General features: G+C 61.2%; 16 protein-coding genes and 1 riboswitch. Of the genes, 6 read left to right on the forward strand and 10 right to left on the reverse strand.

What is annotated here, in order from left to right:
* Nucleotides 1-5: 5 nt before the first annotated feature.
* Nucleotides 6-1,853, reverse strand: a complete 1,848-nt coding sequence (locus tag BM254_RS01765) for a TonB-dependent receptor plug domain-containing protein (RefSeq protein ID WP_091997953.1) — start codon at nt 1,851-1,853, stop codon at nt 6-8.
* Between the two features lie 130 nt (nt 1,854-1,983).
* Nucleotides 1,984-2,206: riboswitch (cobalamin riboswitch) on the reverse strand.
* A gap of 204 nt (nt 2,207-2,410) precedes the next feature.
* Between BM254_RS01765 and BM254_RS01770 the strand changes: the two genes are divergently transcribed.
* From BM254_RS01770 to BM254_RS01785, 4 genes are all read left to right on the forward strand, one after another.
* The gene (locus tag BM254_RS01770; protein WP_091997956.1) at nt 2,411-4,882 is read left to right on the forward strand and encodes an amidohydrolase family protein; all 2,472 of its coding nucleotides are present in this window, start codon (nt 2,411-2,413) and stop codon (nt 4,880-4,882) included.
* Between the two features lie 16 nt (nt 4,883-4,898).
* Nucleotides 4,899-7,904 (forward strand): parallel beta-helix domain-containing protein, encoded by a 3,006-nt coding sequence (locus BM254_RS01775; protein ID WP_091997958.1) that lies wholly within the window; start codon nt 4,899-4,901, stop codon nt 7,902-7,904.
* A 136-nt stretch (nt 7,905-8,040) separates the two neighbouring features.
* Nucleotides 8,041-9,918, forward strand: a complete 1,878-nt coding sequence (locus BM254_RS01780; protein WP_091997961.1) for a putative nucleotidyltransferase substrate binding domain-containing protein — start codon at nt 8,041-8,043, stop codon at nt 9,916-9,918.
* Entirely contained in the window at nt 9,908-10,636 is a 729-nt protein-coding gene (locus BM254_RS01785) for a 3'-5' exonuclease (RefSeq protein ID WP_091997963.1), read from the forward strand. Before BM254_RS01780 ends, BM254_RS01785 begins: the two co-directional genes overlap by 11 nt.
* Nucleotides 10,637-10,706: 70 nt before the next feature.
* Here BM254_RS01785 and msrA read toward each other — a convergent pair whose 3' ends face one another.
* Both msrA and BM254_RS01795 read right to left on the reverse strand, forming a co-directional pair.
* Nucleotides 10,707-11,396 carry a peptide-methionine (S)-S-oxide reductase MsrA gene (gene msrA / locus BM254_RS01790; protein ID WP_091997965.1) on the reverse strand — a complete coding sequence of 230 codons (690 nt, stop codon included), beginning with the start codon at nt 11,394-11,396 and terminating at the stop codon, nt 10,707-10,709.
* Between the two features lie 53 nt (nt 11,397-11,449).
* On the reverse strand, nt 11,450-12,430 hold the full coding sequence (locus tag BM254_RS01795; protein WP_091997967.1) for an NAD(P)H-dependent flavin oxidoreductase: 981 nt from the start codon (nt 12,428-12,430) through the stop codon (nt 11,450-11,452).
* Between the two features lie 55 nt (nt 12,431-12,485).
* On the opposite strand from BM254_RS01795, the gene BM254_RS01800 reads away from it, so the two are divergent.
* Nucleotides 12,486-13,067, forward strand: a complete 582-nt coding sequence (locus tag BM254_RS01800) for a QsdR family transcriptional regulator (protein ID WP_091997968.1) — start codon at nt 12,486-12,488, stop codon at nt 13,065-13,067.
* Between the two features lie 193 nt (nt 13,068-13,260).
* Here BM254_RS01800 and BM254_RS01805 read toward each other — a convergent pair whose 3' ends face one another.
* The 6 genes from BM254_RS01805 to BM254_RS01830 all read right to left on the reverse strand — a co-directional run bounded on the left by BM254_RS01805 (nt 13,261) and on the right by BM254_RS01830 (nt 22,322).
* The gene (locus BM254_RS01805; RefSeq protein WP_091997970.1) at nt 13,261-14,676 is read right to left on the reverse strand and encodes an aldehyde dehydrogenase family protein; all 1,416 of its coding nucleotides are present in this window, start codon (nt 14,674-14,676) and stop codon (nt 13,261-13,263) included.
* A gap of 10 nt (nt 14,677-14,686) precedes the next feature.
* Nucleotides 14,687-15,793: a zinc-binding dehydrogenase gene (locus BM254_RS01810; RefSeq protein ID WP_091997972.1), complete on the reverse strand. Its 1,107-nt coding sequence runs from the start codon at nt 15,791-15,793 to the stop codon at nt 14,687-14,689.
* Between the two features lie 178 nt (nt 15,794-15,971).
* The gene (locus BM254_RS01815) at nt 15,972-17,774 is read right to left on the reverse strand and encodes an acyl-CoA dehydrogenase (protein ID WP_091997974.1); all 1,803 of its coding nucleotides are present in this window, start codon (nt 17,772-17,774) and stop codon (nt 15,972-15,974) included.
* A 17-nt stretch (nt 17,775-17,791) separates the two neighbouring features.
* The gene (locus tag BM254_RS01820; RefSeq protein WP_091997977.1) at nt 17,792-18,976 is read right to left on the reverse strand and encodes an acetyl-CoA C-acyltransferase; all 1,185 of its coding nucleotides are present in this window, start codon (nt 18,974-18,976) and stop codon (nt 17,792-17,794) included.
* A 141-nt stretch (nt 18,977-19,117) separates the two neighbouring features.
* Nucleotides 19,118-21,211 carry a 3-hydroxyacyl-CoA dehydrogenase NAD-binding domain-containing protein gene (locus BM254_RS01825; protein WP_091997979.1) on the reverse strand — a complete coding sequence of 698 codons (2,094 nt, stop codon included), beginning with the start codon at nt 21,209-21,211 and terminating at the stop codon, nt 19,118-19,120.
* Between the two features lie 286 nt (nt 21,212-21,497).
* A complete protein-coding gene (locus BM254_RS01830) occupies nt 21,498-22,322 on the reverse strand; it encodes an IclR family transcriptional regulator (RefSeq protein ID WP_091997981.1) in 825 nt (274 codons plus the stop codon).
* Nucleotides 22,323-22,597: 275 nt separating this feature from the next.
* Here BM254_RS01830 and BM254_RS01835 point away from each other — a divergent pair, with 275 nt between their 5' ends.
* A complete protein-coding gene (locus tag BM254_RS01835; protein WP_091997983.1) occupies nt 22,598-23,527 on the forward strand; it encodes a 2-hydroxyacid dehydrogenase in 930 nt (309 codons plus the stop codon).
* Between the two features lie 19 nt (nt 23,528-23,546).
* Here the strand turns inward: BM254_RS01835 and BM254_RS01840 are convergent, their stop codons facing one another.
* Nucleotides 23,547-24,908 (reverse strand): hypothetical protein, encoded by a 1,362-nt coding sequence (locus BM254_RS01840; protein ID WP_091997985.1) that lies wholly within the window; start codon nt 24,906-24,908, stop codon nt 23,547-23,549.
* Nucleotides 24,909-24,953 lie beyond the last annotated feature (45 nt).

Below are 24,953 nucleotides of genomic sequence, written 5' to 3' on the forward strand. Positions count from 1 at the left end.
GGCCGTCATTGGCGGAAATCATAGCGTACCGAGGCCATGTAGGTCCGGCCAGCCGCCAGGTATTCGAAGGGCGCGAAGGTTGTGCTGTCATAGCCGAGGCTGGTGGCGTACCGACGGTCAAACACGTTGGCCACCTTCAGACCGGCGGACCACCCTGGCAGGAATTCCCACGCGGCCCGCAGATCCATGGTGCCGTAACCGGCCAGCAGGGTCGTGTTGCCGGCATCGTTGTAGCGATCGCTTTCGGCGATGACGCTGGCCCCCACCGACCACGCATCAAACAGCCGGTCGACATCCAGCCGGATGTTCTTCTCGGCCCGTCGGGGCAAGCGCTTGCCGGTATCCCGGTTCTCGGTATCGGCATAAGTGATTGCCGCGTTAATATCCCAGTCCGTGGTCTGGAACCCGGAAGACAGTTCGATACCACGGATTCTGGCGGTTTCCACGTTCTCCATGGTGCCGTCGAAGGTTACCGGGTCGGACACGTAGGTGATCAGGTCCTCCACGTCATTCTGGTAGACCGCCACATCCCAGAACCAGGAGTCATACCGCCCGGAAAAACCGACTTCCACCATCTCGCCTTTCTCCGGATCCAGGTCCGGGTTACCGAAGTAGCTTCCGAAATCCGAAGGCACTTCCAGGTACAGATCATTGAACGTCGGCGCCCTGAACGATGTGGCGTAGCTCAGGCGCAGACGGTGGGAACGATCGAACTGGTGGCCCAGGGCGATACCGCCGGTTTCTTCCTTGCCGTAGGCTTCGTTGTCATCCAGACGCATGCTGAACATCAGATCGGTGGCATCGAAATTGAGGCGGGCCTGGCCGAAGACGGCGGCATTGGTGCGACTGTCCTCGGCAAACTGGCTAGTACCGTCCACCTCATCGACCATGAACTCCGAACCGAGCACCAGTTCGTGAACCCCTGCCGTCAGGGTATTTTCCCAGCGGGCTGAACGGGACACGGTGTCGAAGACACTGGGGTAAGAACCAAAGGTTTCCTGCTCGTCACGGGCTTCCGAGAACTGGATGCGGGTCCGCCAGTAGTCGCTGGCGACCGCTTCCAGATAGAGCCCGGCGGCCCGGATCATGAAATCGGTATCGCCATCCTCGAACTCGGTATTGCCCTGGGACTGGAACATGGTGACACCCACACCACCGCCCTGCTCGAAATCATGGCTGACTTTGGCCAGTCCGGCGGCATTACGGAAACCGCGGTCCTCACCACCTTCCCGCAGTTCAGTGCCGTCGGTATCCGAGTACAGACCGCCGGCCAGAATGGAGGAATTACCCTCCCGGCCGGCGACACCAACCGACGTTCCCAGGGTATCGTGGGACCCGCCAGATACCTCGGCCCAGCCCTGTCGGCCCGCCTCGGGCTTCAGGGTAAAGGCCTGGATGACACCACCAACGGCGTCAGCGCCATAAAGGGAACTCTTGGCACCGCGCACCACCTCGACCTTACCCATCAACTCCGGCGGCAGGAACTGCCAGGGGGGAATCCCGGCGGTTGCAGAACGCAGACGGATACCGTCCAGTAGCAGGACGGTCCCGGAGCTTCCAGCGCCACGCAGAAAGACACTGGTGGTCTTGCCATAGCTGCCATCGGACACCACGTTCACGCCCGGCTGTGCCTGGAGCAGATCACGGAATTCCTCGGGCTGCTGTCGCTCGATATCGTCCTGCTCGATCACGGTCACTGACGACAGGCTCTCGCCCACGGTATCCGGACCCAGCGTGGCAGTCACCACAATCGGATCAAGGGCCTCATCTTCCGAGGACTGGGCGGCCACAGCCAGGGGCATTGCAGCGATGGACACACCGGCCATCACGACAGGAAAAGGAAACTTCAACATAGGGCTTTCTCCGCAAACCGCGCGCACCCGCACGGGAATCAGGTTTAGGTTGCGGAAAAGACAGGGGGCAGGCGGAGACGGATTGGGACTGGAGCTACCGGAATTCGCCCACCCAAGCCGCCCACCGCAACTCCGGGTGTTTTTCCAGGCCGGTCTCCGGGCTTGCAGGCGGAACCCTGGCGGTTCCCGGACAATCACCTTCCCATGCCAGAGGCACAGTGGCGCATTTGATTGCCGTTTTCCTGCTTACCGTTGCGGGGGCAGCATCGGAATTGCACTGGCGAACCAGGCTCACCGATTTCCCGTTTCACCCGTCGCGCTTTGCGACGGGCACCTGAAAAAAGTGCGGCAAGGCTAGCAACCCTCCGCAAAGTGGTCAACGAAATCCGTCAATTATCCGGCAGCTCAAAAAATGGCCCGATGTGATGTCCGTCACACTATTAGCCACATGCTACAACCTCTCACGTTTGGTTCGAGGCCCAGGTGCCGATAACCACTTCAAACAATAACAACGAGTTGCCGGCCCGGCCGGCACAAGAATGGAATGAGAGGTCCCCATGCATAACAACAAATGGCCCGCCGCATTGGTATGGGCGCTCGCCGGCACCCTGTTGATCAGCGGTTGTGGCGGCTCCGACGACAGCCCGGCCGCCAACTCCGGCCAGGAACCTGCGACAGCTCCGGAGAATTCGGCCGTTGCCCCCGACACGGACACCTTCACGAAGACCGCGACGATTGATCGCTACAACGTCGCCAACGGCTGTTACACCCTGGAGGCCGGAGGGCATTACCTGCTTGCCGATCCGCAATCCGGCCGGTATTCGATCACCCCGGATTCGGATCAGGCCACCAGCTTCCGGCTGCGGCCCACGCGCCTGGGCGCCTACCTGTTGATGTCCGACTACCAGCGCACTGCCGGGGAAGTGGGAAGCTTTGAGCTGCTCGGCATCAGCGATCCGGCCGGGGAATTCCTCGACGAAACCGGCACTTTCATTGGTGAGATCAGCTACCTGGTCGCCGGCCTCGGGGACACCACCAACCTGATCCTGGATCCGGTCGCCCCCCTGGGGGATGCCCTGCGTGCCATTGGCGAAAGCCTCGAGTTCACCGGTGATCAGATCGGTGAAACCACCGTCAATCCGGCACTGGCCATGGTCGATGCGCCCAGTGATCTCGCGGTCTGGCAACTGCAACGGCCCGGGCCGGAACCGGTGTTTACCCTGGCCTCCGATGTCACAGGGCTGATGCTGACAACCACCGAAGACGGCCTGGCCCTGGCCTCCCCCTCCGTGATTGATGAGGCCGGCCTCTTTACCCTGCGGGAAGCGAAGGGCTGCAAGGACTATCCGGAAGCGGAACTGAACGCCGACATCCTTGATGAGAAAGGACCGGCCACCTACCTGAAAGAGGTGGACCGCTTCCGCAATGTTCAGGGCATCGACAAGGACGACGTGTTCGGCTTTGTCGACACCCATTCCCACATCTCCGCCTATGAATTTATCGGTGGGCGGGTCAACTACGGTGCGCCTTTCCACCGCTTTGGCGTTACCCACGCCCTCCATGACTGCGAGGCCGTCCACGGCCCCTGGGGCGCAACCGGTTTCGTGGAACTGGCCACCAGCGGCATCGGCACCCACGACACCCAGGGCTGGCCCACGTTCAATGACTGGCCGAGGTACAACTCCCTGCAGCATCACCAGAGCTATTACCGCTGGCTGGAACGGGCTCACCTGGCAGGTATGAAGATCCTGGTGAACCACCTGGTACATAACGAGATCCTCTGCCGCATCAATCCCCAAAAAGAGAACGACTGCGACCCCATGGAGTCGATCCTGCTGCAGATCCAGCGCATGTACGAGATGCAGGATTACATCGATGCCCAGCACGGTGGCCCGGGCGAAGGCTGGTTCCGGATTGTCACCAGTCCCGGACAGGCCCGCGAGGTCATCGGAGACGGCAAGCTGGCCGTGGTGCTCGGCATCGAAATGTCCAAGGTGTTCAAGTGTGGAGAATTCCTCGGGGTAGCCGAATGCACCCGCGAGGAAATCGTCGAGCGGCTGGATCAGTTTTACCAGCTGGGTGTGCGCAACATTTTCCCGGTGCACAAGTTCGACAACGCCTTCGGTGGTCACCTGCCCGACCTGTCCACTGGCATCGGTATCGGCCCGATTCTCTACGCCGGCAACCTGCTGGAAACCGGCCACCCCGTTGAGTTCGAACAGTGCCCGGAGAACGTCGAATACACCGGCGGAGAGCCGGATCAGAACGCCACGCTCCAGCCCTTTGGTCTGATCGACCAGCTGCTTTACCAGATGGATTACCTGGGCGAACGCTTCCCGGAAACCCCCGAGGAAATGGCCGCCCTCGACCCGCGCCGGGGCACTGACCAGCTCTGTAACCGCCGTGGCCTGAGCGACCTGGGCGACTTCCTGATCAAGGAACTGGTGCGTCGCAAGATGATGATCGAGACCGATCACATCAGCCGCAAGGCGGCGGCCCGGATCCTGGAAATCACCCGACCGCTGGACTACCCGGTGATCAACAGCCATGGCGGCTGGGGCGGCACCGAGGCCCTCCGTGACCGCATCGCTTCCCAGGGCGGCATCACCGCCTCCTTCGGCGGCACCCGGGAGGATTGGGTGCACAAGCTGACCCGTGATGGTAACCGCCCGCGCAAGGATGGCCACAAGGTTGGCCCCTTCGGTGGAGCCGGCTTCGCCTCGGATGTGAACGGCATTGCCCAACTGGCCGCCAACCCCGGCACCGCCGCGGATGAAGCCGGGCTCTACCCGTTCACCTCTGTCGATGGCCGGGTCCGGTTCGATATCCAGCGCACCGGCGACCGGGAATTCAGCCTCTACGACGGGCGCGGTGTGGCCCATTACGGCCTGTACCCGGACCAGATCGAAGACATGATCCGCAACAGCGACGCCGATCCCGAGCAGATCGACGACGCCATCAACCAGCTTTTCACCTCCGCCGAAGCCTACCTGCGGATGTGGGAACGGATTGAAAGCGCCCCGCTTTAAGGACAGGAGCAAAGCCATGACTTTCACAAAAAACCGGAATCGTCTGCAACGCGGGCACCTTGGTCTCACTCTGGCAATGGCTGCCACATTCCTGCTCACCGGATGTTTCGGTGGCGGTGGTTCCTCGGAGTCCGCGCCAGCCAGCGACACCGCCGGCGACAACAGCAACGTCGCCGGCAACCAGGTGGAACGCTTCAGTGAGGGGCGCACTTTCCTGGTGGAACCGGGACCGGAAGCCACCCACGAGATGATCAGTGCCATGATCCAGTTGCGCCCGGGAGACACTTTGGAATTCGGCTGCGGCTTTTTCGAGCTGAATCATGGCCTGCTGATCCAGGCCACCGAAGATGTGCTCATCAAGGGCTGCGGCAAGGATGAAACCGTGCTGTCCTTCCGGGACAGCGACAACGTCACCGGCCTGGAAGCCCTCAACGTTCGCGGCATCACCGTGCGCGACCTGACCATTGCCGATTCCCCCGGCGATGCCTTCAAGCTCAAGGGCGTGAAATGGGGCACGCTGCTGAACGTGCGGGCGATCTGGTCCGGCGGCGGCGAGCCGATCACCGCCAGCAACTTCACGGATCGGCTGCATGTGCAGTGCACCAACCCGCCCCTGAACGAGGGCGACCCGACCCCGGATTACATTCCCAGCTCCGCCAGCGGGCGCTACGGCATCTATCCGGTGGAATCGGAAAACATCCTGGTGGACAACTCCGAATCCGTGGGCGCTTCGGATGCAGGCATCTACGTGGGCCAGACCAATACCGCGATAATCCGTAACAGTCGCGCGGTGTACAACGTCATGGGCTTCGAGATCGAGAACGTCCAGGGCGGCGAGTACGACAGCAACCTGGCCGAGTGCAACACCGGCGGTTTCCTGATCTATGACCTGGAGAACATCACCCAGTACGGCGATACCTCGGTGATGCTCAACAACGTGGCCCGCAACAACAATACCTACAACTTTGCCCACAGCGGGCTTGTATCCGCCGTCCCCCGCGGTACCGGCTTCATCACCCTGGGTTACGACAACATCGAGGTCTTCAACAACACCTTCGAGGACCACAGCACCGCGGCGGTGATCTATACCAGCTACGAGCTGATCGACGGCAAGGGCAAGACCTCGGACAAGAAACTGGATCCCTATACGGAGGGCCTGCACATTCACAACAATGTGATGCGCAACTCCGGCTATGACCTGCCGCCCCCGAATTTCGAGAAGGTCCTGCTCGAAGGGGAGGTGGAAACGGTACTGCCCACCCTGATCGGCCTGAAAAACGTCACCAATCCCGGCAAGGGCGCCCACATTGTCTGGGACGGCTTGCTGGACGAGCTGGACGCGGACTGCCCCTACCCGGTGGACGCCAACGGGGATCCCGTGCCAGCCGACGAAAACGGCAAGCCGATCCACACCAACGAACACCCGAACCCGTCCTGCCATTACAATGCCTACAAGTTCAACGACCAGGGTGAGCGTAAGCTCCCCCAGTGGGGCTCCTGTTTCCATAACAACGACCTGTCTGCCGACAGCCAGGCCTACATGAACTTCCATGGCACCGAAGGGCTGGAGCTGGTTCTGGCAGCGGCCGAGCAGGACACCAGCATCCTGACCCTGGAAGGCCTGCAATCAGTACTGGAGGGCCTGGACGGTGTGGTGGCCGACACCGACAAGTCGGTCCACGACTGCCAGGCGCGTTTCGGCAAAGTCCTGCCCCCATTGCCCCGCGTGGAAATCCCGCCATTCGAACCCAGCGGCACCATTGACCCGGCACCGAGCGAAGAATACGTCAACAAGCTCTGCTCCCGGAAAAGCAAACCCGGCAGTATCAACCGGGACGCTCTGGCCGTGAATTGCCCCCGTCTCGACCAGTACAACCTGTTCGCCGATCCCCAGGATCCGCGCAGCATGCCCAACGATGGTGGCGTTCCGTTCGTGCTCAACAGCAAACTGTTCTCCGACTACGCCACCAAGTACCGGGTCGCGTTCGTGCCGCCAGGCACCAAAGCGGTCTACATGGACGGCCAGGACGGCGGTAACGTGAACGGCACCATCCACTTCCCCACCGGCACGGTGATTGCCAAGACCTTCGCCTTTACCGATGAAAGTCAGGGAACCGAGGAACTGGTGGAAACCCGCCTTCTGATCAAGCGGGTGAGCGAGAGCGGCAAGGCATTCTGGGATGGCCCCACCTACATCTGGGAGAAGGACAGCAAAGGCAATCCCGTGGCAAAACTGGCCCTCGGGGGCGGCACCCGGGCAGTGAGCTGGCATTACCAGGACCCGACCACTGGCCAGTTGCTGTCCGGTAGCACCGACAGCTACGCCATCCCCAACGCCAATCAGTGCATTACCTGCCACAGCAACGATGACGTGGAATCCGGCAGCGCGCCCATCGGCCCCAAACCCCGCAACCTGAACCGCGCCTATGCCCCGGAATCTGCCTTCATGGGTACCCGCGGACAGGGCGGTTTTCCCCGGGTGAACCAGCTCAAGTACTGGCAGGATCAGGGCATCCTCACCAACGTACCGGAACTTCAGATTGACGGCCGGGGCGTGGCCACCAACATCGAACGCCTGCCCCACTGGAACCTTCCCGGTGACAGCGGTGAAACCGCCGGCTCCGACGCCGATGTGGAGGCCCGTCTGCGGGCGTACCTGGAGGTGAACTGTCAGCACTGCCATAACGACCGGGGGGCCGCCTCCAATACCGGCTACTACCTCGATCATTACCGTGAGGTGGACGCCGGCTACGGTATCTGCAAGAAGCCGACCGCCACCGGCGGTGGTTCCTGCGGCCGTCAGCACATCGTGGTACCCGGGGATGCCGACAGCTCGATCGTTTCCTGCCGACTGGCGGACGAGAGCGATCCCCAGCGGCGCATGCCGCCCATCGCCCGCAGCGTGGCCCATGCCGAAGGAGTGGAACTGCTCAACCACTGGATAAACAACGTGGTGACCACCGACTATGAAAACGGCGATGCCTGCGGCAACCAGAGCATCTTCCAGTCCCTGAACCAGTAAACCTGCCCTGCCCACCAACGATGGCGGCCGACCGGCCGCCATCCCTCCCCTGTCGTGGCCAGTTCTCCCTTCGGTTGCTATAGTCCTTTATTAACAATAATTTCCAGACCTTAGCCAAGGCGCACCAGGGAGCGATATGCAGGCGGAACTCATTGATATCCGGAACCACATGGCCCAGTTTCCTCCGTTCGATGAAATGCCGGAGGAACTGATAGATCAGGTGGTCGGTGGCGTTGAAGTAGAGTATTTCCGTGCCGGCACGCAGATTCTGGAATTCGGACAGGACAACACCTGGCTTTACTACATTCGCAGCGGCGCTGTGGAGATTTTCCGGCGCTCTGGTGAACTCTATAACCGGATCGGAGAGGGTGACATCTTCGGCCAGTTCGGCCTGCTGATGAACAAGACCGTGCGTTTTCCCGCCAGGGCACTCGAAGATACCCTCGTCTACCGGATCCCGGAGGCCACTTTCCAGTACCTGTTCGAGAACGATGACGGCTTCGCCGACTTTGTCGAGACCGAGGACCGGAGCCGCCTGCGCTCGGCGCTGTCCCGGCGGGAAAAGTCCAACGATCTGATGACCTCCAAGGTCACCCGGCTGATTTCCCGCGCCCCGGTATCAGCGCCCTGCACGGTCCGGCTGCAGGAGGCGGCCCGAATCATGACCGACCAGGGTGTTTCCGCGCTGCTGCTGATGGACGAAAGCGGCGAAAACCCCATGCTCAAGGGCATCATCACCGACCGGGACCTGCGGACCCGGGCCGTTACCGAAGCCCTGCCCTCGGAAACTCCGATCAGCGACATCATGTCCGAGGGTCTGATCACCATTCGCGCCAGCGCCTACATTTTTGAAGCCATGCTCATGATGCTGCACAACAACGTGCATCACCTGCCGGTCATGGATAAGGACGAGGTGCGGGGCGTGATTGCGCTGTCTGACATCGTGAAATACGAGAGCCAGAGCAGCCTGTACCTGGTCAGCAATATCTATCACCAGAATGACGTCAAAGGCCTGAAGAAAATCAGCCGGGATGTGCCGGATACCTTTGTGCGCATGGTGAACGAAGACGCCAACTCCCACATGATCGGAAGCGCCATGGCCGGCATCGGCCGGAGCTTCACCCAGCGGCTGCTGGAACTGGGCGAGGAAAAACTGGGACCACCGCCGATTCCCTACTGCTTCATGGCCCTGGGCTCCATGGCCCGGGACGAGCAGCTGGTGGTGACCGACCAGGACAATGCCATGATCCTGGACGACAGCTTCGTGCCCGAGGAGCATGACGAGTACTTCCTGGCGCTGGCAAAGTTTGTCAGCGACGGTCTGGCGGAGTGCGGCTACACGTATTGTACCGGCGAGATCATGGCCACCAATCCGAAGTGGCGTCAGCCGCTGCGGGTGTGGAAGGGCTATTTTACCGACTGGATCGAGAACCCCAAGGCCGAGGCCCTGCTGAACAGCAACATCTTCTTTGACCTGGACGGCATCCACGGCAACACCGGGTTCGCAGAAGAACTGAAGGCGCTGGTGGCGGAGAAAGCCAGCCACAGCCAGCGCTTCCTCACCCTGTTGGCGCGCAATGCCCTGAACCGCACGCCACCTCTGGGCTTTTTCCGCACCTTTGTGCTGGAGGAGGATGGCCAGCATCGCAAGACCTTCAACCTGAAACGGCGCGGCACCGCCCCGCTCTCCGACCTCATCCGGGTCCATGCCCTGGCCTGCGGGTCCCGGGCCCAGAACTCCTTTGAACGCCTCAAGGTCATCGGCCAGACCAAGCTGCTATTGGAAGATGATCTCGGCAACCTGCGGGATGCCCTCGAGTTCATCTCCATCGTTCGTATCCGGCATCAGGCCCTGGCCATCGAGGATGGCCGAAAGCCCGACAATAACGTGCGCCCCGAGGATCTCTCCCCCTTCGAACGCAGCCACCTGAAGGACGCCTTCCAGGTGGTCAGCAACGCCCAGAAGTTCCTGCGTTTCCGCTACAACGCCCAGGTAGGTCGCAATGCCCAGTAATCCGGAAGGCCAGTCGAACACCCCGAAATCCACCTGGCCCGAGCAGTACCGGGAGCTCGCCCAACAGGCAAAGTCGCCATTGCTCAAGGCCTTCTACGAAGCCGGCTGCGTCGATCCGGATATGCCGATGTCGGACGTTCCACTGGTGGCGCTGGATTTCGAGACCACGGGACTTGATCCGAACGAGCACTCCATCGTCAGTGTCGGGCTGGTGCCCTTCACCCTGGGCGGGATCCAGCTGGGTCGTTGCTGGCACCAAGTGGTGCGCCCGCAACTGCCGCTGCACCAGACCTCCATCGAAGTGCACGGCATCACCCACTCCGACATCGACAAGGCCCCGGACCTCAACGAGGTATTGGACAAGCTGTTCAGCTACCTGAATGGCCGCATCCCGGTGGTCCATTACCGGGACATCGAGCGACCGTTCCTCAACGTGGCGCTGCAGTGGCGGCTGGGCGAAGGCATCCGCTTCCCGGTCATCGACACCATGGCCATCGAAGCCCACCTGCACCCGGACCGGCGGCCGACCCGCTGGCAACGGTTACTGGGCAAAAAACCGGTATCGATCCGGCTGGCCGACAGCCGTCAGCGCTACGGGCTGCCCCATTACGCTTCCCACAACGCGCTGATCGATGCCCTGGCCACGGCCGAACTGCTCCAGGCCCAGATTCATCACCATTTCGGACCGAACACGCCGATCAAGGATCTGTGGCTCTGAGCGCGGTTCAGGAATTCTGATCGGGCTTCATGGAAGCTTGCGGGTTAAAGCCTTTGCCCCTGGCATCCGACTACCTGGCTGCGGGCCGGAACTTGGAGAAGTCCAGTTCATAGTCCTCGCCATAGACCTTCTCGATGAACTGATAGCGACCGGAGTTGAAGGTGTAGAACTTGTAGCGCAGCGGATTCTTCTTGTAGTAATCCTGGTGGTACTGCTCCGCCGGGTAGAAGGTATCCAACGGTACAATTTCAATCACCACCGGCTTGTCATAGATACCCGAAGCCTCCAGTTCCTGCCTGGCGGCCTCGGCCAGACGCTTCTGCTCGTCATTGTGGTAGAAGATCGCCGGCCGGTACTGCTTGCCCCGATCGACAAACTGGCCATTGGCGTCGGTGGGATCCATCATCCGCCACAGGCCCTGCAAAAGCCCCTCGTAGGTCATCTCATCCGGATCGTAGTAGACCTGGACCGCCTCCGTGTGACCGGTGCTGCCAGAAGAGACCTGCTCATAGGTGGGATTCTCGACACTGCCACCGGCGTACCCGGAGACGGCCTCCACCACCCCGGGCACTTTCTCGTAACCCGCCTCCACACACCAGAAGCAGCCGCCAGCGAAGGTAGCGACCGCAAGGCCCGGATCGTCCGGGGCGAACCCGGTATCGCTGCTATCGTGATTGTCTGCGATGGCGATTGATGTATACGCCATGCCGGCCAATATCAGGGACAGCGCGAGAGCAAAGCCCGGGATTCTGCGTTTCATGGTATGTCTCCTGCAATTGATGCTATCCACCCCGCATTAAGGGGTAGACAGCATCATTCACCCAGAAATCCCGCCAGTCGCTCACGAATAATGGCATGGGCCTCGGTCATGATCCGGTCGATCAGTTCGTCGCAGCTGGGAACATCGTGGATCAGTCCGGCGACCATGCCGCAACTCCAGGCCGCCTCGTCCATGCGGCCCTCATGGAGCACCAGCTTGCCCTTGGCGCCGGTCACCAGGTGGCGGATATCGTCGATGGTGGTGTCGCTGCCCTTCTCGGCCTCAATGCGGATGATTTCATCCACGGCCCGGTTACGAAGGACCCGCTCGGTGTTCCGGAGCGGCCGCATGATCAGGCGGGTCTGCAGTTCGTCCGAGTCGACGATGGTCTGTTTCACCCGGTCATGAATCGGGGCTTCCCGGGTGGCCAGGAAGCGGGTTCCCATGTTCATGCCTTCGGCACCCAGCGCCATGGCCGCCACCAGGCTGCGGCCATCGGCCATGCCGCCGGAGGCCACGAAGGGAATGGTCAGTTCCTCGGCCGCCCGGGGCAGCAGAATGAAATTGGGAATATCGTCCTCGCCCGGGTGACCGGCGCATTCGAAGCCGTCGACGCTGACTGCGTCACAGCCAATGCGCTGGGCCTTCAGGGCGTGGCGCACCGAGGTGCACTTGTGAATCACCTTGATACCGGCGCTTTTGAGCTGCTCCATGTACTTTTCCGGGCTGCGGCCGGCGGTTTCCACAATCTTCACACTACCGTCGATGATCGCCTGGATGTACTCCGGATAGGGCGGTTCCTTGAACGACGGCAGAAACGTGAGATTGACGCCAAAGGGCTTGTCCGTCATTTCCCGGCAACGGGCAATCTCCCGGGCCAGATCTTCGGGTGTCGGCTGGGTCAGCGCGGTCAGGATACCCAGGCCACCGGCATTGGATACCGCCGCTGCCAGTTCGGCATAGCCCACCCAATGCATGCCACCCTGGATAATGGGGTGCTCAATGCCAAACAGCTCTGTGATTCTGGTCTTCATAGCAGCGTTCTCTTTTTGTCGTTAGAATGAAATCGAATTTGTATAAGAGGTTCCAGTGACAGCCAGAACAACAACCAAAGCGACCCCCGCCGACGCGTTCAAGCGGGCCCGGCGCATGTGGCTCAAAGGCGAGCGTATCCACCTGGCATCCCTGTCGGACGAACTCAACATCGGCCGGGCCACCCTGTTTCGGTGGGTGGGCAACAAGGACCTGCTGATCGGTGAAGTGCTCTGGTCCCTGTACGAACCACTGCGCCTGGAAGCTCTTGCCACTACCCCCGGTGAGGGGGTCGATTACATTGTTGGCGTCTACCGGAAAATCAATTCCACGATCCTGCACTTCGAGCCGTTAAGGCGGTTCATCAACCAGGACCCGGAGTACGCGCTGAGAATCCTGACCTCGTCCCAGTCCACCCTGCATGCCCGGACCGTGGAAGCGAATACCCGCACCCTCAAGGACCAGGTCGCCCAGGGCAAGATCAATCCGCCCTTGAGCGTGGACAGCCTGTCCTACTTCATGGTCCGCCTCGCGGAATCCTGCCTCTACAGCGACATCATCGGCGGGCGCGAACCCCGGGATGAAGAGCTGGAGGATGCCTGTACGGCGGTAAGGATTCTGCTGGGGGGCAAGGCCTAGGAAAGGGTCAGATGAAAGCGTTCATCAGACCCCGGAAGGCTTGCCCGGTTTAATCTTGAAAGTGGGGTCAGAAGAAAGCTTTCTTCTGACCCCGTTTTCAGGGGATTCCCCGTGCTTCGGCGTGAAGTCGGGGTCAGATGAACGCTTTCATCTGACCCCTTGTTCAATCCCCAGGTTCAGCGTCCACTCCGCCTCAGAGCTGCAGCGACCGCACCTCAAGGAACTCCTCCAGACCCCACTTGCCGAACTCCCGGCCGAGGCCGGAATGGCCGAAGCCGCCGAAGGGCGCCAGGGCGTTGAAGGCACCACCATTGACCGTCACCTGACCGGTGCGCAACTTGCCGGCGACGCGCTTGGCATGAGCATCATCGGCGGACCAGACGGCGCCGGACAGGCCATACTGTGTGCCATTGGCAATACGGATCGCCTCAGCCTCGTCGTTATAGGGAATGATGCTCAGCACGGGCCCGAAGATTTCTTCCTGTGCAATGCGGCTGTCCGGCCGGACGTTGCCGAACACGGTGGCCTTGACGAAGTAGCCCTTGTCACAGCCTTCCGGCGCTTCCGGTCCGCCAGCCACCAGGGTGGCGCCTTCCTCGATACCGAGCTTGATATAGTCGATCACCCGGTCACGCTGCTGGGCGGAAGACAGCGGGCCCAGACGGGTTGTTTCCTCGAGCGGGTTGCCCGGGGTCATCTTGGCCACGGCGGCTGCCGCCAGTTCACAGGCCTCATCGTGCTTGTCCGCCGGGACCAGCATGCGGGTCAGGGCGGTACAGGTCTGGCCGGAGTTGAGCAGACAGTTGTTCACGGTGCCCTTGACCGCGCCCGCGAGGTCAGCGTCCGGAAGGATGACCGACGCAGACTTGCCACCCATCTCCAGCGCAATACGCTTGAAATCATCGGCCGCAGCGTGGGCAATCAGGTGGCCGGTGCGGGTGGAGCCGGTGAAAGACACCATGCGCACATCCGGATGCTTGATCAGGGTATCACCCACGGTCTGGCCCAGACCGCACACCATGTTGAATACACCCTTGGGCAGATCGGTACCGTCCAGGATTTCCGCCAGGATATAGGCAGTCTGGGGGGCGATTTCCGAAGGCTTGAGTACCACGGTGCAACCAGCCGCGATTGCAGGGACGATCTTCAGGATCACCTGGTGCAGCGGGTAGTTCCAGGGGGTGATACAGCCGACCACACCCACCGGGGCGTACTGCACCTCGGAGTTGCCGGACTGTTCGGTAAACTGGAAGTCCGGCAGCAGTTTCAGGTAGGTCTTGGTGACGGCCGCCGGCATGCCTGCCTGGATGGGGGTGGCCAGCTTGATCGGCATGCCCACTTCCCGGCTCACGGTCTCGGCAATCTCCGGCGCCCGTTCCTTCAGCCCCGCGTGCAGCTGTTCCAGCACTGTCAGGCGTTGCTCCAGGGTGCTTTCAGACCAGCTCTCGAACGCGGCATCCGCTGCGGCGATGGCCTGCTCCATTTCCTCGCGACCGGAGGCGGGTACGCGGGCAATGACGTCACCGGTGCCGGCTTCGTGGACATCGATCAGCTCGCCGCTCCACCTGACCCACTGGCCGTTGATATAGTTCTTGCTCAATTCGTTCATGTTCTCCCCCTTAATCAAATACGATCACGCCACGGGCGTTCTTGCCTGCCACCATATCATCGAAAGCCTGGGCAGCCTCTTCAATGGGGTAGGTCCGGGTAATCAGTTCATCCAACTTGAGTTTACCGGCCTTGTAAAGCCCCAGGATTCTGGGGAAATCGTGCTGGGGGCGGGCCGAGCCCAGCCAGCTGCCTTTCAGGGTCCGCTCATCGGCTGGCAGCGTCAGGGTGGTCAGTGAGGTCTTATCCTTCGGATCGGCCACCCCGACTACCACGGCGGTGCCACCCCGGCCGAGACACTTGTAGGCCTGCTCCACCACCGGGCCGGCGCCCACGCATTCAAAGGCGTAGTCGACGCCACCGGTCAGTTTCTTAACCGCCTTGGCGGCGTCGTCCACCTCGTTGATGTTGACCGTATGGGTCGCTCCGAATTCCCGGGCCATCTCCAGCTTCTTCGGGTTGCTGTCCACCGCCACGATCATCTCGGCGCCGGCAGTGGCACAGCCCTGGATGGCGTTCAGACCCACGCCGCCGATCCCGAACACTGCGGCCCGGGAACCCGGCTCCAGCTGCGCGGTGTTGAAGACGGCGCCAACGCCGGTCATTACCGCGCACCCGACCAGGGCGGCATTCTGCATGGGCACGGTGTCATCCACTTTCACACAATTATCCACATGCATGGTGGCGTATTCCGCCATCACACCGCAGGCCCCGAACACGTTCAGCGACTCACCATCGGCGCCCTTGGTGCGCACGGTGCCATCCGGCAGGGTGAACATGGCCTTGCGGGCATTCTCACACAACACCGGCCGACCCCGGACACACTGCCGGCACTTGCCGCACATTGAGATGAAGGAGCTGACCACGTGGTCACCCTCCTGGAATTCGGTCACCCCTTCTCCCACTTCCACCACAACGCCCGCAGCCTCATGGCCCAGCACCAGGGGCGGCGGATAGGGGATCTTGCCGGTGGTGGCGGACAGATCACTGTGGCACACACCACAGGCCGCAATCTTGATGGTGATCTCGCCCCGCCTGGGGCCTTCCACGGTGATGGTCTCGACCTGAACGGGCTGGCCCCATTCCCGGCAGACCACGGCTTTGGCTTGTCTGTCCATTTCTACTCCCCTTTTTGTGAAAGAGGGGTCAGATGAAGGGTTTCATCAGACCCCGGGGGGTTGGTGAAGGTAAAGTTGGGGTCAGATGAAAGCATTCATCTGACCCCGGGTAAACGTCAGTCCTTGGTGGTCAAAGTGGGGTCAGAAGAAAGCTTTCTTCTGACCCCGTCTTGGAGCCCTAGAACGCCTCATCGGCCATGCTCAAAGCCGTCTCGTCGACCGCATTCAGCAACTCAGCAGCACTCACCACACCCGGCAATTCATAACGGGCAAAATACTCGCAGGCCCTGAGCTTACCCTCGTAAAAGGCATTGTCCTGGCTATCCGAGCTTCCCAGACCCGCAACGGCCTTCAGCCCCTGTCGCAACCACAGCCAGCCCACCACCACCTGCCCGAAGGCATCCAGATACAGGGTGGCGTTAGCCAGGGCTTTTTCCTTGTCGCCACTGGCCTTGACTGCGTTAATGGCTTCGGTGGCGCCGGCCATCGCCCGTGCTGCCTGCTCAAGACGCTCGGCACTCGCGGCCAGTCGAGAATGGGCACGGGCCTCACCAATGGTAGCCTCGATTCGATGCATCAACTCGCGGTAGAACCGGCCATCGGCCATGGAAACCTTCCGGCCCAGCAGGTCGAGGCCCTGGATTCCGTGGGTTCCCTCGTGAATCGGATTGAGCCGGTTATCCCGGTAGAACTGCTCCACCGGATACTCCCGGGTGTAGCCATAGCCGCCATGCACCTGGATGGCCAGGCTGTTGGCTTCCAGGCAATAGCGGGACGGCCAGGACTTGATGACCGGCGTCAGCAGGTCCAGCAGGCCGGCGGCCAGCTCACGCTTCTCGCCGGTTTCCGCAAACTTCTTCTCGTCCACCAGCATCGCGCCCTGCAGGCACAGGGCCAGGCCACCTTCCACGTAGGCCTTCTGGGCCAGCAGCATGCGCCGGATATCGGCGTGGCGGATCAGCGGTACCTGTGGGCTGGACGGATCCTTCTCGCCAATTGGTCGGCCCTGCCGCCGCTCCCGGGCGTACTCCAGGGCATGCAGGTAGCCAGTGTACCCCAGCATCACTGAACCCAGGCCAACCCCGATCCGGGCCTCGTTCATCATATGGAACATAGCGGCGAGGCCCTGGTGTGGCTTGCCCACCAGGTAGCCAACAGCACCCTGCTGCTCACCGAAGTTGAGCATGGTGGAAGTGGTGCCGCGATAGCCCATCTTGTGAATGAGGCCGGCCAGGGCGACATCATTACGCTCGCCCAGGGAACCGTCCTCGTTCACCAGGATTTTTGGCACCAGGAACAGGGAAATACCCTTCACCCCTGGCGGTGCGTCCGGCAAGCGGGCGAGCACCATGTGAATGATGTTTTCGCTCAGCTCGTGATCACCGCCGGAGATGTAGATCTTGTTGCCGAACAACCGGTAGCTGCCGTCTGGTTGGGGCTCGGCGCGAGTGCGGAGATCCCCCAGGGACGAACCGGCATGGGGTTCGGTCAGGCACATGGTGCCGAAGAACCGGCCTGCCAGCATGTGATCGGCGTAGCGGGTCTTCTGCTCCTCGCTGCCATGGGCCAGGATCAGGTTGGCGGCCGCGATGGTCAGGCCGGCGTAGCCCTGGGTGCCAACATTGGCGCCCTTGAGCAGGCCGACGCACATCTGCGCCACCGCTGCCGGCAGCTGCATGCCGCCCCGTTTGTAATTCTGGCTGGCTGCCATCAGGCCGGTACCCTTGAGCACGTCCAGGGCCTTGCGGACTTCCGGGCGCATCTCTACCCGGCCGTTTTCAAAGGTGGGTTCTTCCTCGTCCACCAGACGGGCGTGCGGTGCAAACTCCTCCGCCGCCACCTTCAGGGCCAGGTCCAGCGCCGCCTGCAGGGTCTCGCGATTATGCTCCGAGTACCGTTCAAACCGCAGCACCTGCTCCACGTCGTGCAGCTCATAGAGCTGGAACGCCAGATCCCGGGTGTTGATGATTTTCTGCTGCATGGCGACGCTCCCCCGGCTTACACCACTTCGAACAGACCGGCAGCACCCTGGCCACCACCGATGCACATGGTGATTACCACGTATTTGGCACCGCGACGCTTGCCTTCAATCAGGGCATGGCCGGTCTGGCGAGAGCCGGTAACACCGAAAGGATGACCAATGGAGATGGAACCGCCATTCACATTCAGCTTCTCCATGGGAATGCCCAGGCGATCACGGCAATACACTACCTGGGACGCAAACGCTTCGTTGAGCTCCCACAGGTCAATATCGTCCATTTTCAGGCCGGCACGCTCAAGCAGACGGGGAATGGCGAAGACCGGACCAATGCCCATCTCGTCGGGCTCGCAGCCGGCCACGGCGAAACCACGGAAGATCCCCATGGGCTCAATGTTGTGCTTCTCGGCGTAGGTGCTGTTCATGACGGTACAGACCGACGCGCCATCAGACAGCTGGCTGGCGTTACCGGCGGTGATGAACTGCTCCGGGCCACGCACGGGTTCCAGGCTAGCAAGGCCCTCGAGGGTGGTATTCGGACGGTTGCACTCGTCACGATCCAGAGTCACCTGCTTTTCGCTAACCTCGCCGGTTTCCTTGTCTTTCACCAGCATGGTGGTGTCAAACGGCACGATTTCATCGTCGAACTTGCCGGCTTGCTGGGCGGCCGCTGTACGCTGCTGGGAGATCAGGGAGTATTCGTCCTGGGACTCGCGGCTGACGTTGTAGCGCTTGGCCACGATATCCGCCGTCTCGATCATGGACAGGTAAAGCTCGGGCTTGTGCTTCATCAGCCATTCATTGGTGGCATGGAAGCTGTTGATCTTGTCGTTCTGCACCAGGGAGATGGACTCGACGCCACCGGCAACCATGGCCGGCACCTTCTCGGACACAACGCGCTGGGCGGCAAGGGCAATGGACTGCAAACCGGAACTGCAGAAACGGTTAATGGAAAAACCGGCGGTGGTCACCGGAAGGCCGGCGCGAATGGCCGCCAAGCGGGCGATATTCCGGCCCTGGGCACCTTCCTGGAAAGCAGCACCCATGATGACATCTTCAACGATGGCCGGATCAATGCCGGCCCGCTCGACCGCGTGCTTGATGACATGGCCGGCCATGTCCACGCTGTGGGTGTTGTTCAGGGAGCCCCGGTAGGATTTGCCAAGGCCGGTGCGGGCGGTGGAAACGATGACTGCTTCGGACATGATTATTCTCCGGTAAAGATGGGGTCAGATGAACGCTTTCATCTGACCCCGTTTTCATGAAATTCCAGGGACGAGGCGTGAACCTGGGGTCAGAAGAAAGCCTTCTTCTGACCCCGTCTTGGAGCCCACCCCGACCCAAATTCAAAGATCGCCGAACGCCTTGCCTTCGCTGACCAACTTCTCCAGCAACGCCGCCGGCTGCCACTGCTCACCACCGACGGTGTCCTGGTACTTCTTCACGGCCGCCAGAATATTGTCCAGACCTTCCTGATCGGCCCAGAACATCGGGCCACCACGGTAGGCCGGGAAGCCGTAGCCGTAGATCCAGACAATGTCGATGTCGATGGGACGGTCGGCGATGCCCTCTTCCAGGATCTTGGCGCCTTCGTTGATCATCACGTACATGCAGCGCTCAAGGATTTCCTGGTCGCTGATCTCACGCGGGGTAATGCCCTGCTCCTTGCGGAACTCCTCGATCAGCTGCTCCACTTCGGGATCCGGAATCGGCTTGCGGCTGCCTTCCTCATATTTGTAGACACCCGCCTGGGTCTTCTGGCCAAGACGGCCCTGTTCGGCAAGCTTGTCCATCCAGCTGGCCGGGATGTCCTCGCCGGCCTTACGACGCTCCTCGCGGATGCGGTAGCCGACATCGATACCCGCCAGGTCGGACATGGCGAACTGCCCCATGGGGAAGCCCAGGTCGGTCAGGACCTTGTCAACCTGCTGCGGCGTGGCGCCCTCGTCCACCAGGGACATGGCCTCGGTGCCGCGCTTGTGCAGCATCCGGTTACCGACAAAGCCGTAGCAGTTGCCGACCATAACACCCACTTTCTTGATCTTCTTGGCGACCGCCATGACCGTGGCCTTCACTTCGTCGGAGGTCTTGGTGCCACGCACGTTTTCCAGCAGCTTCATGACATTGGCCGGGCTGAAGAAGTGCATGCCCACCACGTCTTCCGGACGCCTGGTGGCGGAAGCGATTTCGTCGATGTCCAGGGTGGAGGTGTTGGAAGCCAGGATGGCGCCCGGTTTGCAGACCTCATCCAGCTTGGCAAAAATCTCCTTCTTGATGGCCATGTTCTCGAATACGGCCTCGATCACCAGGTCAACGTCCCGGAAATCGTCGTAGGTCAGACTCGGAGTGATCAGGGCCATGCGCTGCTCCACCTGCTCCTGGGTGAGCTTGCCTTTCTTGGCGGAGTTCTCGTAGTTGCGGCGGATGATGGCCAGGCCCTTGTCCAGCGCTTCCTGCTTCACCTCAACGATGGTGACCGGAATGCCCACGTTGGCGAAGTTCATGGCGATACCGCCACCCATGGTGCCGGCACCGATGATACCCACGCTCTTCACGTCACGGACCGGGGTGTCCTTGGCCAGGCCCTTGACCTTGGAAGCCTCGCGCTCACCAAAGAACGAGTGGATCAGACCCGCGCGCTGGGGCGACTCCATGCATTCCATGAACAGCTCCCGCTCGCGCTTCATGCCTTCCTCGAACGGCAGGTTGAACGCGGCTTCCACGGCATCGACACACTTGAACGGGGAGAACAGACCGCGAGCCCGCTTCTTCAGCCCTTCCCGGAACTGATCGAAGACATCAGTGCCCTTCTCGGCCTCGATCTTGTCGGTGATGTCACGCACCCGGCGCACCGGCTTGCCTTCATCCGCAATCTTTTGAGCAAAGGCCAGACCCACGGCACGGATGTCGTCGCCATCCTCCACGGCATCGACAATACCCAGCTCCAGAGCGTCCCGGGCACCGACGAACTCACCGGTGGTAATCATCTCCAGTGCCTTCTGGGCACCGGTCAGACGAGGCAGCCGCTGGGTACCACCAGCGCCCGGCAGCAGGCCGAGCTTCACTTCCGGCAGCCCCACCTTGGCGCTGCTCAGGGCCACCCGGTAATGGCAGCTCAGCGCGGTTTCCAGGCCGCCACCCAGAGCGGTGCCATGAATCGCGGCGACCAGGGGCTTGTCACTGTTTTCATAGGTATTCACGACCGTGGGCAGGGTCGGGTCCTGCATCGGCTTGCCGAATTCCCGGATGTCGGCGCCGGCAATAAAGGTGCGACCTTCGCACACCAGCAGCAGTACCTTGGCGTCTGTGTCCTTCTGGCCTTGCTCCAGGGCTGCAAGCAGACCCGAGCGAACAGCGTGGCCGAGGGCATTGACCGGCGGATAGTTCACGGTAATAACGCCGATATTGCCTTCCCGGTTATAGCTAACGACCTCAGACATATTCTCTCCTCGCCTTAATTGAAATGAGATTTTAACTAGCGAAACATGCGTACGATTTAATACAAGTTTCTGGTTGGTTTCAACCGTCCATTAAACTACAGACACAAAAAAACCGCAGAATTTCCTCTGCGGTTCTTTGATTGGGAGTTCGTCGGGAGGCAGCGAGTAGGTCCTTCCGAAACACGCTGTGAATACGTCCATGTACGCTCTGCTCCGCCATCCCTGGCTCCGCAAGGTTTCGGAAGGACCTACTCACCGCCTCCCTTCGCGACCTCGCAGTCGTTCATCAAACGCCCAGTGATTCGATATCACCCGCCAGCATCGCCAGCTGGTGGGCAATGGAGCCACGGAGTTTTTCAGCAGATACCAGGTAGGAGGGCGCGGCACAGGTCAGGGCCATAATGGTGCCATCCTGCAGGTGGATGGGAACGCCCGCGGAGTTGATGTTGCGGTCCCACTCGCCCAGGGACAGACAGAAGCCGTGCTCCTTGTAATCCTTCATGGCCTGTTCCAGACCTTCTTTCTTTTCCGGCCAGGCTTCCCCGTACTTATCAGCCATGGCCTCATCGATCATAGTACGGGCCTTGTCGCTGATGGCGCAGTAGTAGGCGCGGCCGGCGGAGGTGGTGGCCATGGGCAGTTTCAGGCCGATCTCCATACGCAGCAGGGACGCTTCCGGCGGCAACCGGTTTTCCACGTAGATCATGTGCAGGCGGTCCCGGCACGTCAGGCCCACGGACATGTTGGTCTGGCGGGCAAACTCGTCCATGTAGGGCTTGGCCAGCTGACGCACCTTGAGGTTGGACACGTAGGCGTAACCCAACGCCAGCACCCCGGAGCTGAGCTGGTATTTCTCCAGCTGGGTGTTATAGCTCAGGTAACCGAGTTTGGTCAGCGTGTAGGTCATCCGGGACACGGTCGGCTTGGGCAGGCCGGTGATGCGGGCAATATCCTGATTACCCAGGATAACCGAACCCTGGCTGAACGCGCGGAGCACATCCAGGCCACGGGACAGCGCCTCGACAAACTTGCGGTCCTTTTCCGGCTTGACCGGCTCACCGTCACCGGATGCCACTCTCAGTTCCGGTGAATTTTGTTTTGTTCTTGCCATAGTGGGACGTCCTCCAACCGCGTCGCCTGCTCCGGTGTCCGGGGTATCAATCTGACGAATGACTAAAGATGCGCCATTTTAATCGCTGAGCAAATCAAGTACCAGAAAGTCTTTTCAAAACCCGTGCCAAATATGAAACACTCTCCGGTAATGTTTCAAAACAAAACTCGCAGGGCGATACCCGATACCGCCTTTACCCGATTTGCTCGATATCTTATTCTGCATTGCAAAACAAAATAGCAGTGTAAATTGCCAGTTACGACCCCGGAGGCGAAATGAAGGTTCTATTTGTCGCAGGTGACCCCAAGCCGGAACGTTGGACAGTTCCCATCAAGGAGCTGCTGCCGGAGGCGGAGGTTCACGTCTGGGATCCCGACGGTCCCGCGATCGATGCCGACTACGCCATCGTCTGGCAGCCACCCGCGAAACTGTTCGAGCGGGAGAAGAAGCTCAAGGCAGTGTTCAACCTCGGTGCCGGTATCGACGGGTTGCTGAAAGTACCCAACCTGCCCGAAGACCTGACCGTGGTGCGCCTGGAAGACGCCGGCATGTCGGTGCAGATGGCCGAATACGTGCTGCACCAGTTGCTGGAAGCCAGCCGCGGGATGGAAACCTACCGGGAGCAGCAGCGCCAGGGCATCTGGAAGATTCATCGCCCGATCAAGCGCAGCGAATGGCCCGTGGGTGTCATGGGGCTCGGGCATATCGGCAAGCGCGTGGCGCGTACCCTGGCGGACCTGGACTACCGGGTAAATGGCTGGGCCCGGAGTGAGCACGACCTCGACGGTGTCCGCACCTATGCCGGTGCGGACGAGCTCGGCGAATTCCTGAAATCCACCCGGGTTCTGGTCAACACCCTGCCCCTGACCGATGAAACCCGGGACATCATCGACTATGAACTGCTGAGCCAGTTGCAGCCCGGCGCGGTGCTGATCAACGTCGGCCGGGGCGAACACCTGGTCGAGGACGACCTGCTGAAAGTCCTTGACGAGGGCAAGCTGGTCCGGGCCTCCCTGGATGTGTTCCGCAAGGAACCGCTGCCTGAGGGGCATCCGTTCTGGCAGCGCAATGAAATCACCATCACACCGCACATCTCCGCCAGAACACTTCGGGATGCCACCCTGGAACAGATCACCGGCAAGATCCGGGATCACGCCCGGGGCCTGACCATTACCGGCATCGTCGATACCAGTCGCGGTTACTGACCCGGGCGGCCGGCACCGATCACCCCACGGTCGGTGCCAGCCAGGCCACCAGAGCCGTCAGCACCAGCAGCAGGGGGATGGCGATCAACACGAACCGCCCATTCCAGCGAAACGCCACCACCCACCGGGATACCTGGCCAAACCGGGAAAGCAGCATCACCGAGGGACCAAAGGGCGAGAGCATCATGGCCAGGGAAAAGCCGATCACCAGGGCCACGGCCACCGGCAACGGATTCATCCCGCCAGCCACCAGTTCCGGCAGCAATCCGGCCTGAACACTCAGTACGGTGATCGGAATGACCCCGATCATGGAGAACATGGGCATCATCAGCATACCCAGCACCGCCAGCAGGAAAACACCGCTACCGCCCTGGAGCAGGCCGGCAAGCGCATCGGCGGGAATCACGGCTGACAAGGCCACCCCGAGAATGGCCGAGGCGGCAAAAATGGCCATTTCGTTGTTCATGGTCCATACCTGCTCCGCACCCTCCCGCAGAACCGGTACCAACTTCCACTCCTGCGCGAGCATGTAAAGCACGGTCACGGAGGGTACCGTCAGCATGGCTGCCACCGATACCTTGAGGCCGGTACTCGCCACCAGAGCTGCCATCACCGCAAAGACCACCAGAATGAGCACCAGCAAACGCCCTGTGCCCGCCGGCCAACCCTCGAGGGCCATTCGTTCACTGCTGACCCTGCGGAACCGGCGCTGCTCCAGTACCCAGCCAACGGCCACCAGTACCAGCGCGGCAACCACTCCGAAGGGCAACAACAGTGACCAGCTCAGCTGGGGCAGCTCACGGGTAAGGATAGCCACCGCCACACTGGTCGGCGCCACCAGGGGCACCAGGGCAAAGCCCCGGAGGGCGCTGATCAGAACGCTGCGCAACCACTGCAAACGTGATTCACCGGTAATGCCACGCTCACGCAGGGTTTCCGAGAGCGTGCCACAGAGCAGGCTCATCATGCCGAAACTCAGCACCGAGGCGATGCCGCAGCTGACCAGGGCGTATTTCGGATACAGCCAGCCTGGCCGGCCGCCGAGCAGCACATCGTGGATCCGGCGCAACACCTCGAATCGGCGCACCAGGCACTGCATCATGCCCAGGCTGCCGAGGAACGCCGAATAGAACGCGGCATCCGAGGCTGCTTTCATCAGCTGATCCGTTGCCAGCGTGCCATAGCCGGCGAGTCCTCCCAGTACCGCAAGGGACAGTAACAGCAGCATGCGGGCATAGCCCTGCAGACGCCCCGCCCCGATCAGGAAGGCAGCCACAAAGATGCCGCCGGCAAACGCGCTCAACTCGCGGTTGCCGAGGCAGATGGCGACCAGCTCGGTCAGCACCGCCAGCGATACCAGCCATTGCAGAATCGTGTTCATAGTCGCCCCGACCAGCGACGATTGATCACTGCTTGCATTTCCATA

Source organism: Marinobacter pelagius, assembly GCF_900114925.1.
GTDB classification, from domain to species: Bacteria; Pseudomonadota; Gammaproteobacteria; order Pseudomonadales; family Oleiphilaceae; genus Marinobacter; species Marinobacter pelagius.